A 12,872-nucleotide genomic window follows, 5' to 3' on the forward strand; every position below is an offset into this window, starting at 1 on the left:
TGGCCAGCGAATGACATCATTGAGTTATCATATTAAGTGGGTGGATTAATCCGCCCGCCATCAAAGAATAATCTGCTAGTATGGTGGCATCCGAATCTCAGCCAGATTACCGATCTTCACCATGTCTGAAACCTACAGCCTTACCAACAACCTCCCGGTCAATCAGCAAATCTATCGGTTCCTACGTAAGGATATCGTCGATTGCACCATTCCCCCCGGCACCTTGTTGTCTGAGAAAGAGATCTCCACCCGCTTTAGCGTTTCACGTCAGCCGGTGCGCGAGGCCTTTATCAAGCTGGCGGAAGCGGGACTGGTGCAGATCCTGCCGCAGCGCGGTACTTTCGTGATGAAGATTTCCGCCAAGCGGGTAGCCGACGGGCGCTTTATTCGTCAGGCAGTGGAATGCGCGATTGTTCGTCGTGTCGCAGAACGGATCACGGCGGAGCAGCTGATGACGCTGGAGCATAATTTGCATCGCCAGACGTTGGCGGCGCAAAATCGGCAAACCCGTGAGTTTTTGGCTCTGGACGACGAGTTCCACCAGTTGCTAACCCAGTTTGCCGACTGCCCGCTGGCCTGGGAAACCATCGAAACCATCAAGGCCACCATGGATCGGGTGCGCTTTCTCAGCCTGAGCGAGGTTTCGCCGCCGGAAAGCCTGATCCAACAGCATTACCGCATTTTTGAAGCGCTGAAAGCACAGGATGCCGACGCCGCCGAGCGCGCCATTCATGAACACCTGCAAGAGATGATTTACTCCATTACCCCTATCTCTATGCAAAATACCGAGTGGTTTGAAGTCGAATAATCAGCCACAAATCTTCCGTGGGGCGATCGTCCCCACGTATTTGGCCACGCAAATGGCAATTCCTCTCAATCGCATCTATTGTTTCTCCTTGCCATCAGGATTTCATTACTATCGTTCTATCAGCTTCAATCACCGCTTTTTGCTACGCCGGTGGTCAGATACCTTAGGTTGCCGGTGTATGAAGAAGCTAAATCGGGAGTTAATCATGACTGATATTGCACAGTTGTTAGGAAAGGAAGCGGAAGACCTGTTGCAACACCGCTGTACTACCATCCCTGCTGAAAATCTCTACCTGCCGGGCGCCGACTTTGTTGACCGGATAATGATCGATAACAACCGCCCCAACACCGTGTTGCGTTCAATGCAAAGCCTGCTTAACCATGGCCGCCTGGCCGGCACCGGCTACCTGTCTATTCTGCCGGTCGATCAGGGCATTGAGCATTCTGCCGGCGCGTCTTTCGCCGCTAACCCGCTGTATTTTGATCCGAAAAATATCGTCGAACTGGCCATTGAGGCCGGTTGTAACTGCGTCGCCTCCACTTATGGCGTGCTGGCGTCAGTCTCGCGCCGCTACGCGCACAAAATTCCGTTCCTGGTCAAACTGAACCATAACGAAACCCTGAGCTACCCGACCCAATACGACCAGACGCTGTACGCCAGCGTCGAGCAAGCGTTCAACATGGGCGCGGTTGCGGTCGGCGCCACTATTTACTTTGGTTCCGAGCAGTCACGCCGCCAGATTGAAGAAATTTCCAGCGCCTTCGAGCGCGCTCACGAGCTGGGTATGGTCACCGTGCTGTGGGCCTATCTGCGCAACCCGGCGTTCAACAAAGATGGCGTGGACTATCATTCCAGTGCCGATCTCACCGGCCAGGCCAACCACATTGCCGCCACTATCGGCGCCGATATCGTTAAGCAAAAAATGGCGGAAAACAACGGCGGCTACCGCGCGGTGAAATTCGGTTATACCGATGACCGCGTTTACAGCAAGCTGACTACCGACCATCCGATCGATTTGGTGCGCTACCAACTGGCCAACTGCTATATGGGCCGCGCCGGGTTGATTAACTCCGGCGGTGCCGCCGGTGAGAATGACCTGCAGGAGTCGGTTCGCACCGCGGTCATCAACAAACGCGCAGGCGGCATGGGCCTGATTCTGGGGCGCAAGGCGTTCAAGAAATCGATGAAAGAAGGCGTGGCGTTGATCAATGCCGTTCAGGACACCTACCTGGACAAGAAAGTCACCATCGCCTGATCCCAAGCCACACCCAGTTCGTTTCTCCAGCCCGGTTCGCCGGGCTTTTTTGTCGCATTTTTCTGTCGATCCCCGCTCCCCTTTTCTGCTCCCCCGCCGCTTAATGTTATTTTTCTTTCATCATTAACTTTCACAATAAAATATTTATCTTTCAAATTGTGATCTATTTAAAACAAATGAATCCATAAAGTGATTAGTGTTAGGCCCATGGCGACAGAGCCGCCGTTCGCTCCAGGCCATACCTTCCATCACAGGAGAATAATAATGATTGAGCTAATCACCCACGGAGCCGAATGGTTTATCGGCCTGTTTCAGAAAGGCGGTGAAGTGTTTGTCGGCATGGTGACGGGCATTTTACCTTTGTTAATCAGCCTGTTGGTCATTATGAACGCGCTGATCAAATTTGTAGGCCAGGAACGTATCGAACGCTTGGCGCAGCGCTGTGCGGGGAACCCGGTTTCTCGTTATCTGCTGCTGCCGCTGATCGGCACCTTTGTTTTTTGCAACCCGATGACCCTCAGCCTAGGGCGCTTTATGCCGGAGAAATACAAACCCAGCTATTACGCGGCAGCGTCCTACAGTTGCCACTCGATGAACGGTCTGTTCCCGCATATCAACCCTGGCGAACTCTTCGTTTATCTCGGCATTGCCAGCGGGTTGACCACCCTCGGCCTGCCACTGGGGCCGCTGGCGGTGAGCTATTTTCTGGTCGGGCTGTTCACCAACTTTTTCCGCGGCTGGATCACCGATCTCACCACCAGCCTGTTCGAACGCAAGATGGGGATCCGCCTGGATCGCCAGGTGCAACTTTAATTCGTGGAGTGCAGCATGAGTGCTTATATCCGTATTGAGAAAGGCGCCAGCGGCTGGGGTGGCCCATTAACGTTGCCGATCGAACCTGGCAAAAAAGTGGTGTACATCACTGCCGGTACCCGCCCATCGATCGTCGACCGGATTAGCGAACTGGCCGGCTGGCCTGCCGTCGATGGCTTTAAAGAAGGCGAACCGCCAGCAGACGAAATTGGCGTCATGGTGATCGACTGCGGCGGTACCCTGCGCTGCGGCCTGTACCCGAAGCGCCGTATTCCGACGGTCAACATTCACGCTACCGGCCAATCCGGCCCGTTGGCGAAGTTTATCCTCGAGGATATTTACGTCTCCGGCGTGCGTGATAGCAACATCAGCCGGGTGGAAGCAGCTACCGATCAGATCCCGACAGCCACGTCGCAACCCAAGGGACGGGATTACGACACCAGTAAAAAAATCACCGAGCAGAGCGACGGCCTGTTGGCCAAAGTGGGTATGGGCATGGGATCGGTGGTGGCGGTGTTCTTCCAGGCCGGGCGCGACACCATCGACACGGTGCTGAAGACCATACTGCCGTTTATGGCGTTCGTCTCGGCGCTGATCGGCATCATCATGGCTTCCGGCCTGGGGGATTTTATCGCCCATGGCCTGACGCCATTGGCCAACAGCCCGATTGGGTTGGTGACGCTGGCGCTGATCTGCTCCTTCCCACTGCTATCGCCGTTCCTCGGCCCTGGTGCAGTGATCGCTCAGGTGATCGGCGTATTGGTCGGGGTGCAGATAGGCCTCGGCCATATTCCGCCGCAACTGGCGCTGCCCGCGCTGTTCGCGATTAACGCGCAGGCCGCCTGTGACTTTATTCCCGTCGGCCTGTCGCTGGCGGAGGCCAAGCAGGATACGGTTCGGGTCGGCGTTCCTTCGGTATTGGTCGGACGTTTCCTGACCGGCGCACCGACGGTACTGATCGCCTGGGCCGCATCCGCCTTCATCTACCAATAACTTCGTTTGCCAGGGAGCCGTTATGAATACCATTTTCCAGACCACCATCACCCAGATTGGCGACTGCGCCCGCGAGGCGCTGCAAGATGACATGTTGATCACCTTCCGTGAAGGCGCACCGGCAGACATCGAAGAATTCTGTTTCATCCATCAGCACGGCAACACTTCCGGTGAATTGAAGGCCGGGGGGTGGATGGAGCTGGCAGAGCAACGTTATCCAATCACCGCCGTTGGCGACGTCGCCACTCAAAACCTGCGTGAATTGGGCCACCTTACCGTACGTTTCGACGGCGAGCCACAGGCCGAATTCCCCGGATCGATCCACGTATCCGGCACCACGCCGGCGGATATCCCGCTGGGCAGCACGCTGAAATTTATCGCATAAGGAGTAAACCATGTCTGAAGTAGCTGTAGTGATTGGCGGTGGCCAAACGTTGGGTGCATTTCTGTGCCAGGGTCTGGCGCAGGCGGGCTATCGCGTGGCGGTCGCCGATTTAAACGCGGATAACGCCCGGCAGGTAGCACAACAGATTAACGACCAATACGGCGCGGGCAGCGCGCGTGGTTTCCAGGCCGACGCCACCGACGAACAAAGCGTGATTGCGCTGGCGGCAGCGGTTGACGATGAATTCGGCCCGGCCAACCTGCTAGTGTACAGCGCCGGTATCGCCAAGGCGGCACCGATCACCGATTTCCCGCTGGGGGATTTCGACCGCTCGCTGCAGGTCAATCTGGTGGGCTATTTTCTCTGTGCCCGCGAGTTTTCTCGCCTGATGATCCGCGACGGCATTGCCGGACGCATCATTCAGATCAACTCTAAATCCGGCAAGGTCGGCAGCAAGCACAACTCGGGCTACAGCGCCGCCAAGTTCGGCGGCGTGGGGCTGACACAGTCGTTGGCGCTCGATCTGGCGGAATACGGCATTACCGTGCATTCCTTAATGCTGGGTAACCTGTTGAAGTCGCCGATGTTCCAGTCGCTGCTGCCGCAGTACGCACAAAAACTGGGGATCGCGCCGGATCAGGTTGAAAAGTATTACACCGACAAGGTGCCGCTGAAACGCGGATGTGACTATCAGGACGTGCTCAATACCCTGCTGTTTTACGCCAGCGATAAGGCTTCTTACTGCACCGGCCAGTCGATCAACATTACCGGCGGTCAGGTGATGTTCTGATCTTGTCAACGCTCCCTCTCCTTCTGGAGAGGGAAAACAAACAGGAGGCTATATGACTCAGGCATTGATCACCTTCGCAGTTCTGGCCTGGCTACTGCAAATCGCCCTCGGCTGGTGGCAGATCCAACGTTTCAACCGTGCCTTCGACGGCCTGTGCCGACTGGGTGCCGTCGGTGTCGGGCGTTCCGGCGGACGCTTTCAACCCCGGGTGGTGCTGGCGCTGGCCTTTGATTCCGAGCGGCGGGTTTGCGGCAGCATGTTAATGCGCGGCCTGACCATCTTTGCCCAACCGAAACCTATCGCCAGGCTGCACGGCCTGCATCAGCGCGATCTTCGCCCGGATGTGATCTTCCCCGAGGATCCCGCATGCCAGACTGCACTATCGTTAGCGATTGCCCCTAAATCATGATATTTTCACATTAAAAGACATTACCTTTCATATTGAATTGTTAGCCGAAGGGAAATGCGCAACTCTTGTGAACAGGACGGGCTATGAAACCAAAGCAGCGGCAGGCCGCTATCCTTGAATATCTGCAGCGGCATGGCAAAACGGCAGTGGATGCCCTGGCAGCGCACTTTGCCACCACCGGCACCACCATCCGCAAGGATCTCACCCTGCTGGAAGAGGAAGGTGAAGTGATCCGCACTTATGGCGGCGTGGTGCTCAGCCGCGACGATGGCGATCAGCCTATCGACCGCAAAACTCATATCAATACCGAAAAGAAACGCCAGATCGCCTATGCCGCCATCGGGCTTATCAACGACGGCGACTCGCTGATTTTCGACGCCGGCAGCACCGTGCTGCAAATGGTGCCGCATCTGGCGCAGTTCAATAACATCACCGTCATGACCAATAGCCTGCACATCGTCAATGCGCTGGTGGAGCTGGATAACGACCAAACCATCCTGATGCCCGGCGGCACCTATCGCAAAAAGTCGGCGTCCTTTCACGGCAGCCTGGCGGAATCGGCTTTCCAGCAGTTCAGCTTCGACAAACTGTTTATCGGGGCGGACGGCGTGGACCTTAATGCCGGTGTCACCACCTTTAACGAAGTGCACAACGTCAGCAAGGCGATGTGCGAAGCCGCCAGCCGCATTATCCTGCTGGTGGACTCGTCAAAGTTCGGCCGCAAAAGCCCGAACGTGGTCTGCGACCTGAGCGCCGTGGATACCCTGATCACCGATAAAAACATCAATCCGGATTACCTCGCCGCATTGCAGGCGAAAGGGATCAATATCATTCTGGTAGGAGATTTTGATGAGTAACGCCGCTGCCCTGCTGGCCTTTGCCCGCGAAACGCTGGAAATTGAGCTGACTGAAGCACAACGCCTGCTGGCGCGACTGGACGATAATTTCGTCTGCGCCTGCGAACTGCTGCTGAACTGCCGGGGCAAGGCGGTGATTTCCGGCATCGGCAAGTCCGGCCACATCGGTAAAAAAATTGCCGCCTCGCTGGCCAGTACCGGCACTCCGTCGTTCTTCGTGCACCCGGCAGAAGCACTGCATGGCGATCTCGGCATGATTGGCGCCGACGACGTGGTGGTGTTTATCTCTTATTCCGGCCGCGCCAAAGAGCTGGATTTAATCCTGCCGTTGCTGGCGGAAAATAACATCCCGGTGATTGCCATCACCGGCGGCAAAGAGTCACCTCTGGCGTTGGCTGCGGCCTGCATGCTGGACATCAGCGTCGAACGCGAGGCTTGCCCGATGGGTTTGGCGCCGACCTCCAGCGCGGTCAATACGCTGATGATGGGCGACGCATTGGCAATGGCTTTAATGCGCCAGCGCGGTTTCAACGCCGAAGACTTTGCCCGTTCACATCCGGGCGGCAGCCTGGGTGCGCGTTTGCTCAACCGGGTACATCACCTGATGCGCACCGGCGATCGTCTGCCGAAAGTCAGTGAAAGCGCCAACGTGATGGAAGCCATGCTCGAACTGAGCCGCACCGGGCTGGGGTTGGTCGCGGTGTGCGACGCACAGCAGAAAGTGGTGGGGGTATTTACCGATGGCGACCTGCGCCGCTGGCTGGTAAAAGGCAATAGCCTGCAGGATGCGTTGAGCCCGGCCATTACCCGCCCTGGCTATCGCTTGCCGGAGCAGTGGCGCGCAGGGGAAGCCCTGGAAGCTTTGCACGAACAGCATATCAGTGCCGCACCGGTGGTCAATCTGGACGGCGTGCTGGTCGGCGCGATCAACCTGCACGATTTGCATCAGGCCGGGATCGGCTAATTAAACTGAAGAAACCCGCAGCAATGCGGGTTCCTCCTTGCCTATTCATCCCGGGTATCAATTCGGTACAGCCTCGACGATCGACAAATAACAACCGGTATCGATAATCCGGTTCAGCTTCAGGTCGGCGCTGGCCAACAGCGCCTTCAGTTCTTCTTCGGTGCGCACCTGCCCACCGTCAAAACTGCCCATCAGAACCAAATCAAGCTCCCGGCAGCTGTCCCAGGCGGTGTTATTCGGCACTATTACAGGTTCAATAAGCAATAGCTTCGATTGCGGGTGCATCGCATTACGACAGGTGCGTAATATGCGACTGGCCGGCTCATCGGCCCAGTCCATGACGATAAATTTCAACAGATAAAAGTCTGCCGTCGGACAGGCTTCAAAGAAACTGCCCGCGCAGGTTTCCCAACGCGAATCATCACCCAATTCACCAAGGCGGTTTCTTGGCAATACCTGCGGTTGGTCAAAAAGAATGCCTTTAACCGTCGGATTGGCGCGCAATACGCTCAGCAGCAATCCGCCAAATCCCCCGGCGATATCTACCACCGTAGAATGCTCGGGGAATTTATAACTGCGCATCAAAATTTTATTTTCCAACGCCGACATCGATGCCATGCCGATATGGAAATCATTTTCCGCGTCAGGAATATCCTCTTGCGACCAATAATCATAGAATGGCATGCCGAATATTTGTTTAAATACCGGCTCGCCGCGTAACGTTGCCGCCAATTTTCCCAACGGACGCCACATTGTTTCATCCGTCAGCATCATTACACCGCCGCGCAGTGAATCCGGCAAGTCTGAACGTAAATATTGCGCTACCGGGTTAAGCGAGAAACGTCCGTCTTCGGAAACGGAAAAAATATTGCGCGATGCCAGAATACTCAAGACCCGATGCAGCATTCTGCTATTTACTTCCAGCTTCCTTGCCAGCTCCTGGGCCGTTTTGGGGCCGTCGATCAGATGATCGGCCACGCACAGCTCAGCCGCAGCCCGCAAGGCGGCCTGCACGGTGAATCCCATCGTTTGATCCAACAAATACAAAGAGGCTTTTTCATCTTCAGAAAGAGTGACGTGATTAGTTGCCATGATCATAATGCTCCGTTTGGATATTTAACCTCAAACACCATTGCAAAATTAACAATGATTATTTATTTCAGGTGAAATAAATTCGCCAAACAAGATCATAGACACTAAATAAAATAAAACCATAAACCCAACAAGGTTATCAGGCAAAAACAACCATAAATCACGCAACCAATTAAATGACAAAGGAATATATATAACAGAGAAAACAAAATGATAAAGCATAGATACAATTAGATAATTAATTCATGATGAAGCAATACACTCCTCACTAGGATTTATTTCATATAAATATTATTTCAATAATAGACACATACCTTAAAAATTCGGCTGAATGCAGATGCCTTCAGCCGAAAAATGATTATTTCCAGTCGGGATTATTCTCAAACTGTTGTTTCAGCAACGCCTTCATATCGTCGTTCGGTTTACCCAGCCATTGGTATTTGGCGTATTTCTTCGGATGGTCAACCGCTTCCGGCTTATCCGCCACCTCAACGCGCACGGCCCAGGCCTGTGATTTGTCTTCCTTAAACGCCACTATCATAAAGTTGTTGGCGCAGTCATGCGGCTTGCACAGATTGCCCACCAGATAGTTCTGCCCTTTCCAGCTCAGGCTCTGCGCCGGCGTGGAGGTTCCCATCCCCTTGCGCGCCCAACCCGGCAAGCGAGCCTGACCTTTGACCATATTTTGCCAACTGGTCTGGTAACCCGGCTGCTGGATCACGTCCGAGGTGGTGACGATCTGCTGAGCGAAACCACCCACGCTGAAGCTGAGTAACGCGCCGAAGATGGCGCCGCGAAGTGCGTTTTGTCCTGTCATGGCCTTCTCCCTAGAAAAATTCGGTTGCACCCGGCCCAAGCCGGGTCTGGATCTAGTCAGACCACAAGGGTAGCAAAAAGTTGACTTACCACCAGGCATGAAAATGATGTACCGGCCCAATACCGTGCCCCACTTCCAGGGTATCCGCCTGCAGCAAGGCCTGTTGCAAATAGTCCTTGGCGGCAGCGACCGTTCCGGCCCAGTCGTCGTGACGCGGTCGCAGCGCCGCCAGGGCGGCAGACAGCGTACAGCCGGTGCCGTGAGTATGTCGGGTCGCCACGCGCGGCGCGGTAAACCGCAGCTCCTGCTCGGCCGTAAACAGCCAATCCGGACTTTCGCTTTCGCTAAGGTGACCCCCTTTCATCAACACCGCCTGACACCCCATCGCCAGGAGCGCCCGGCCCTGCTCACGCATCTGGCGCTCATTTTCCGCCGGGGCGCACGCCAGCAGCGCCGCCGCCTCCGGCAGGTTCGGCGTGATGATCGACACCAGCGGCAACAGTTCACGACGGATCGAATCCACCGCCTCCGGCGCCAGCAGCGGATCGCCGCTTTTTGCCAGCATCACGGTATCCAGTACCACAAAAGACGGCTGATAATGGCGCAAACGCTCCGCCACCGCCTGCACAATATCGGCGTTGGCCAACATGCCAATCTTGGTGCTGTCGATGCGCAGGTCGCTGAAGACGGAATCCAGCTGAGCGGCGACAAAGGCCGGATCTATGTTGTAGACCGACTGCACACCACGGGTGTTTTGCGCCACCAGCGCGGTAATCACCGAGGCACCATAGGCCCCCAACGCAGAAAAAGCTTTTAGATCGGCCTGAATGCCGGCGCCGCCGCTCGGATCGGTCCCGGCAATTGTCAGTGCGTTAATGCGTTTCATTGCAGTTCCTCCGGGCGCAGTTGATACAGTGCGTCGAGGAACGCCGGGGTGAAACTGCCCGGCCCGGCGGCACGGCGCGTGGCCCGTTCACCGCAAAGCGACATCACCCGGCAGGCGGTCGCCACGTTATCGAGCCGATCGCCCGGTAAACTGCAAAATGCCGCCACCACCGCAGAAAGTGCACAACCGGTACCGACCACCCGCGTCATCAGCACATCACCGCCGGTGACCGCCCAGTCACGCTGGCCATCGGTGATGTAATCAACAACGCCGGTTACTGCCACTACCGCACCGCTGCTGCGCGCCAATTCGCGCGCCGCCGGCAATGCCGCCAGCGAGTCGTCTGCACTGTCTACGCCACGTCCGTTAGCCTGCAAACCGCTCAGCGCCATGATTTCAGAAGCGTTGCCGCGGATCGCCGCCGGCTTCTCACCCAACAAACGATGGGCAAACGCAGTGCGATAGACCAACCCGCCGACCGCTACCGGATCCAGCGTCCAGGGTGTTTGTGCCACGTTGGCAGCTTCCACCGCAGCCAGCATGGATTCAGCGCGTGATGCATTGAGGGTGCCAACGTTGATCAGCACCGCATCCGCCAGTCGGCTGAACTGCGCTGCTTCGGTCGGTTCTACCACCATCGCCGGCGAAGCGCCGAGCGCCAACAGGACGTTAGCCGTCAGTTCCTGCACCACTTCGTTGGTCAGGCAATGGATCAGGGGCGATTGGCGTTTAAATTGAGTCAAACAGGCCGCGGCGCGGGCGCCGGGGAAAACATCAGGTCGAGCGAGCATATTCCTCCCAACCGGCGTTCAAGAAGGCGGGTACCGGTTGGGGCACCGAGACTTCCCTACGCTGGCATAATCCAGATCAGGTAATACGGGTAAAATCTCAGCCACCGCGCATCGCGCAGGGCACCCCGAGTCAAGACGGCCATTATTGGGGTTGCCGCCGGTGAGGTCAATCGCGCTATAGTGTCAAAAAATAAAAAGGAGGCGCCATGCAGATAAGAAAATACCAAGAGGCCGATCGCCCCTTCCTGCGCACCCTGTATCTGGCTTCGCGTAAAGCGGCGTTTCCGTGGCGCGATACCGAAGATTACCGGCTGGAGGATTTCGATCGCTCAACGCTGGGCGAAGATATTTGGGTGGCGGAAGATCAGGGGAAGCGGCTGGGATTTGTGTCGATTTATCGCCAGGACAACTTTATTCACAACCTGTATGTCGATCCGCATCTGCCGCCGCTCGGCGTCGGCAGCGCTCTGTTACAAGCGGCGGAACAGACCTTTACCGCCACCGGTTCGCTGAAATGCCTGGTGAAGAATAAGAAGGCGCTAGCGTTCTACCACAAGCACGGTTGGCGAATCATCGCTACTGGCAATGACGGCGGGGAAGAATATTACCTGCTGCACTCCCCGGCAAAATAAAATAAGGGCACAGCGCAAACCGTGCCCGTTCATTAAAGCCCCCGGCTCAGGCGACAGAAGCCGCCGGGGTCAGTTTTGCGCGTGCGCGGATATTTCTGACCAACAGCCCCGACACTATGATCCCGGCACAGGCAAACATGCCCATCAGCCCGAAAACGATCTTGTAACCGGTCAGTCCTGGGAAGGCATCGAGAATATGACCGTACAGGCTAAAACAGAACATCGCCGGGGCATAACCGATAAAGCTGCCCAGCGCCATAGCCGCACCGGTATGTTCTTCGTCAATGCCGGCCTCACCGATGGGGGCAAAGAACACCGCTCTTTGGGTAAAGACCACTGCACCAAATCCCAGCGTACAGGCCATGCCCAAGTAAACCGGCATTTGTTCATGCGGTAACAGGATCAATAGCGCCAGCGCAATGGCGCTGATAATAAAGGTATAGAATAAATACTTGCTGGGAGACTTTAATACTTTATCGGCAATGAGACCACCAATCGGCCCCCCCACCATTTTTAAGCAGTATTGATTAATGATCCCGTAAGCACCCACCAGTGCAATCGGCAGCGCATAGACATGACTCAGGAAAGGAATAAAGAACGTCAATCCGCAATACACCGCGTAAACACAGAAAACGCTGAAGGCAATCAGCCATACCGTTTTGTTTTTCAATACGCTGCCCATGCCCGGTTTTTTATTAACGGGGGGTTGTTCTTTAGCGGGTAACTTTTCCTCTGGGCTTTCTTTCATCACCAACAGAATAATAACCCCTACGCAAATAGCGATGGCCGAATAAAACAATATGCCGACTTTAAAACCCAGGTAGCCGCTACCAAATGCGGTAAACAGCGCCAGCGCAGAAAAGGCCACCACCGTGTCGACAACCCCGCGCCCGGTTTCAAAAAAGCCGAACAACCGCCCCTGCTGAGTATTATCCCCCAGCATACTCACCGATTTGAGCAGCACCGGCCAATTCAGCATGTCACAGGTCACGCCGAACAGCGCCCAGACAAACAGTATGCCCCAGTACCCCGGCATGCTGGACAGGTAGATACCAAGCAAGCCAGTAGCAATCAGCGAAAACGACATGGTAAAACGTCGCGGCAGGCGATCGGAAAAATAGATTGATAAGAAGAAGCCAATGGTCGTCACAATCGAGTTAACCGACATGGCATTGCCTATTTCGCCATTACTCAAGTGAAAATACTGTTGCATCGGAACATAAAAAGCATCTTTAAGGGAAGGCAATTTATAGATTGTCCCTCCACATAAAACCAACAAGCTAAATAATGCCCATCTTTTTTTAGTTAACATAGTCCCCTCACAGCCAATAATTAATAAGCGGTGTTGTTTACCCGATAATGAGACGAGCGTTGATCGCT

General features: G+C 55.4%; 15 protein-coding genes and 1 riboswitch. Of the genes, 10 read left to right on the plus strand and 5 right to left on the minus strand.

The window, feature by feature from the left end:
- The first annotated feature begins 121 nt into the window (after positions 1-121).
- The 9 genes from AC1RKG_RS21570 to gutQ all read left to right on the plus strand — a co-directional run bounded on the left by AC1RKG_RS21570 (position 122) and on the right by gutQ (position 7,274).
- Positions 122-808 carry a GntR family transcriptional regulator gene (locus tag AC1RKG_RS21570; RefSeq protein ID WP_201896099.1) on the plus strand — a complete coding sequence of 229 codons (687 nt, stop codon included), beginning with the start codon at positions 122-124 and terminating at the stop codon, positions 806-808.
- Between the two features lie 205 nt (positions 809-1,013).
- Complete coding sequence (fbaB, locus tag AC1RKG_RS21575; RefSeq protein WP_012146277.1) at positions 1,014-2,063, plus strand: class I fructose-bisphosphate aldolase; 1,050 nt, start codon at positions 1,014-1,016, stop codon at positions 2,061-2,063.
- 264 nt (positions 2,064-2,327) lie between these two features.
- On the plus strand, positions 2,328-2,876 hold the full coding sequence (srlA, locus tag AC1RKG_RS21580; protein ID WP_020828107.1) for a PTS glucitol/sorbitol transporter subunit IIC: 549 nt from the start codon (positions 2,328-2,330) through the stop codon (positions 2,874-2,876).
- A 15-nt stretch (positions 2,877-2,891) separates the two neighbouring features.
- Positions 2,892-3,869 (plus strand): PTS glucitol/sorbitol transporter subunit IIB, encoded by a 978-nt coding sequence (gene srlE / locus AC1RKG_RS21585; RefSeq protein ID WP_493183696.1) that lies wholly within the window; start codon positions 2,892-2,894, stop codon positions 3,867-3,869.
- Between the two features lie 22 nt (positions 3,870-3,891).
- A complete protein-coding gene (srlB, locus tag AC1RKG_RS21590) occupies positions 3,892-4,254 on the plus strand; it encodes a PTS glucitol/sorbitol transporter subunit IIA (RefSeq protein ID WP_493183697.1) in 363 nt (120 codons plus the stop codon).
- A gap of 10 nt (positions 4,255-4,264) precedes the next feature.
- Positions 4,265-5,044 (plus strand): sorbitol-6-phosphate dehydrogenase, encoded by a 780-nt coding sequence (gene srlD, locus AC1RKG_RS21595; RefSeq protein WP_020828110.1) that lies wholly within the window; start codon positions 4,265-4,267, stop codon positions 5,042-5,044.
- Positions 5,045-5,096: 52 nt separating this feature from the next.
- A complete protein-coding gene (gene gutM / locus AC1RKG_RS21600) occupies positions 5,097-5,453 on the plus strand; it encodes a transcriptional regulator GutM (protein ID WP_122080004.1) in 357 nt (118 codons plus the stop codon).
- An 83-nt stretch (positions 5,454-5,536) separates the two neighbouring features.
- Positions 5,537-6,310, plus strand: coding sequence for a glucitol operon DNA-binding transcriptional repressor SrlR (gene srlR, locus AC1RKG_RS21605; RefSeq protein WP_020828112.1), 774 nt, complete (start codon positions 5,537-5,539; stop codon positions 6,308-6,310).
- The gene (gene gutQ / locus AC1RKG_RS21610; RefSeq protein WP_020828113.1) at positions 6,303-7,274 is read left to right on the plus strand and encodes an arabinose-5-phosphate isomerase GutQ; all 972 of its coding nucleotides are present in this window, start codon (positions 6,303-6,305) and stop codon (positions 7,272-7,274) included. The genes srlR and gutQ overlap by 8 nt, the downstream gene beginning before the upstream one ends.
- Before the next feature lie 57 nt (positions 7,275-7,331).
- Here gutQ and AC1RKG_RS21615 read toward each other — a convergent pair whose 3' ends face one another.
- From AC1RKG_RS21615 to thiM, 4 genes are all read right to left on the minus strand, one after another.
- Positions 7,332-8,366 (minus strand): methyltransferase, encoded by a 1,035-nt coding sequence (locus AC1RKG_RS21615; RefSeq protein WP_061069179.1) that lies wholly within the window; start codon positions 8,364-8,366, stop codon positions 7,332-7,334.
- 358 nt (positions 8,367-8,724) lie between these two features.
- Positions 8,725-9,183 carry an inhibitor of vertebrate lysozyme family protein gene (locus AC1RKG_RS21620; RefSeq protein ID WP_046372928.1) on the minus strand — a complete coding sequence of 153 codons (459 nt, stop codon included), beginning with the start codon at positions 9,181-9,183 and terminating at the stop codon, positions 8,725-8,727.
- Between the two features lie 85 nt (positions 9,184-9,268).
- Complete coding sequence (gene thiD / locus AC1RKG_RS21625) at positions 9,269-10,069, minus strand: bifunctional hydroxymethylpyrimidine kinase/phosphomethylpyrimidine kinase (protein WP_046372927.1); 801 nt, start codon at positions 10,067-10,069, stop codon at positions 9,269-9,271.
- Positions 10,066-10,860: a hydroxyethylthiazole kinase gene (gene thiM, locus AC1RKG_RS21630; protein WP_046372926.1), complete on the minus strand. Its 795-nt coding sequence runs from the start codon at positions 10,858-10,860 to the stop codon at positions 10,066-10,068. The genes thiD and thiM overlap by 4 nt, the downstream gene beginning before the upstream one ends.
- 36 nt (positions 10,861-10,896) lie before the next feature.
- Positions 10,897-10,998, minus strand: a riboswitch (TPP riboswitch).
- A 68-nt stretch (positions 10,999-11,066) separates the two neighbouring features.
- Between thiM and AC1RKG_RS21635 the strand changes: the two genes are divergently transcribed.
- The gene (locus tag AC1RKG_RS21635) at positions 11,067-11,492 is read left to right on the plus strand and encodes a GNAT family N-acetyltransferase (protein ID WP_493183698.1); all 426 of its coding nucleotides are present in this window, start codon (positions 11,067-11,069) and stop codon (positions 11,490-11,492) included.
- A 46-nt stretch (positions 11,493-11,538) separates the two neighbouring features.
- Here AC1RKG_RS21635 and AC1RKG_RS21640 read toward each other — a convergent pair whose 3' ends face one another.
- Complete coding sequence (locus AC1RKG_RS21640) at positions 11,539-12,804, minus strand: MFS transporter (protein WP_122080007.1); 1,266 nt, start codon at positions 12,802-12,804, stop codon at positions 11,539-11,541.
- Between the last annotated feature and the right edge of the window lie 68 nt (positions 12,805-12,872).

It is taken from the genome of Serratia sp. GW822-FHT06D09 (genome assembly GCF_058799515.1).

Coding starts and splice junctions, on each gene's coding strand:
- AC1RKG_RS21570 (WP_201896099.1), top strand. CDS start 122: ATGTCTGAAACCTACAGCCTTACCAACAACCTCCCGGTCAATCAGCAA.
- srlR (WP_020828112.1), top strand. CDS start 5,537: ATGAAACCAAAGCAGCGGCAGGCCGCTATCCTTGAATATCTGCAGCGG.
- srlE (WP_493183696.1), top strand. CDS start 2,892: ATGAGTGCTTATATCCGTATTGAGAAAGGCGCCAGCGGCTGGGGTGGC.
- AC1RKG_RS21620 (WP_046372928.1), bottom strand. CDS start 9,183: ATGACAGGACAAAACGCACTTCGCGGCGCCATCTTCGGCGCGTTACTC.
- srlD (WP_020828110.1), top strand. CDS start 4,265: ATGTCTGAAGTAGCTGTAGTGATTGGCGGTGGCCAAACGTTGGGTGCA.
- AC1RKG_RS21635 (WP_493183698.1), top strand. CDS start 11,067: ATGCAGATAAGAAAATACCAAGAGGCCGATCGCCCCTTCCTGCGCACC.
- srlA (WP_020828107.1), top strand. CDS start 2,328: ATGATTGAGCTAATCACCCACGGAGCCGAATGGTTTATCGGCCTGTTT.
- srlB (WP_493183697.1), top strand. CDS start 3,892: ATGAATACCATTTTCCAGACCACCATCACCCAGATTGGCGACTGCGCC.
- gutM (WP_122080004.1), top strand. CDS start 5,097: ATGACTCAGGCATTGATCACCTTCGCAGTTCTGGCCTGGCTACTGCAA.
- gutQ (WP_020828113.1), top strand. CDS start 6,303: ATGAGTAACGCCGCTGCCCTGCTGGCCTTTGCCCGCGAAACGCTGGAA.
- thiM (WP_046372926.1), bottom strand. CDS start 10,860: ATGCTCGCTCGACCTGATGTTTTCCCCGGCGCCCGCGCCGCGGCCTGT.
- AC1RKG_RS21615 (WP_061069179.1), bottom strand. CDS start 8,366: ATGGCAACTAATCACGTCACTCTTTCTGAAGATGAAAAAGCCTCTTTG.
- AC1RKG_RS21640 (WP_122080007.1), bottom strand. CDS start 12,804: ATGTTAACTAAAAAAAGATGGGCATTATTTAGCTTGTTGGTTTTATGT.
- fbaB (WP_012146277.1), top strand. CDS start 1,014: ATGACTGATATTGCACAGTTGTTAGGAAAGGAAGCGGAAGACCTGTTG.
- thiD (WP_046372927.1), bottom strand. CDS start 10,069: ATGAAACGCATTAACGCACTGACAATTGCCGGGACCGATCCGAGCGGC.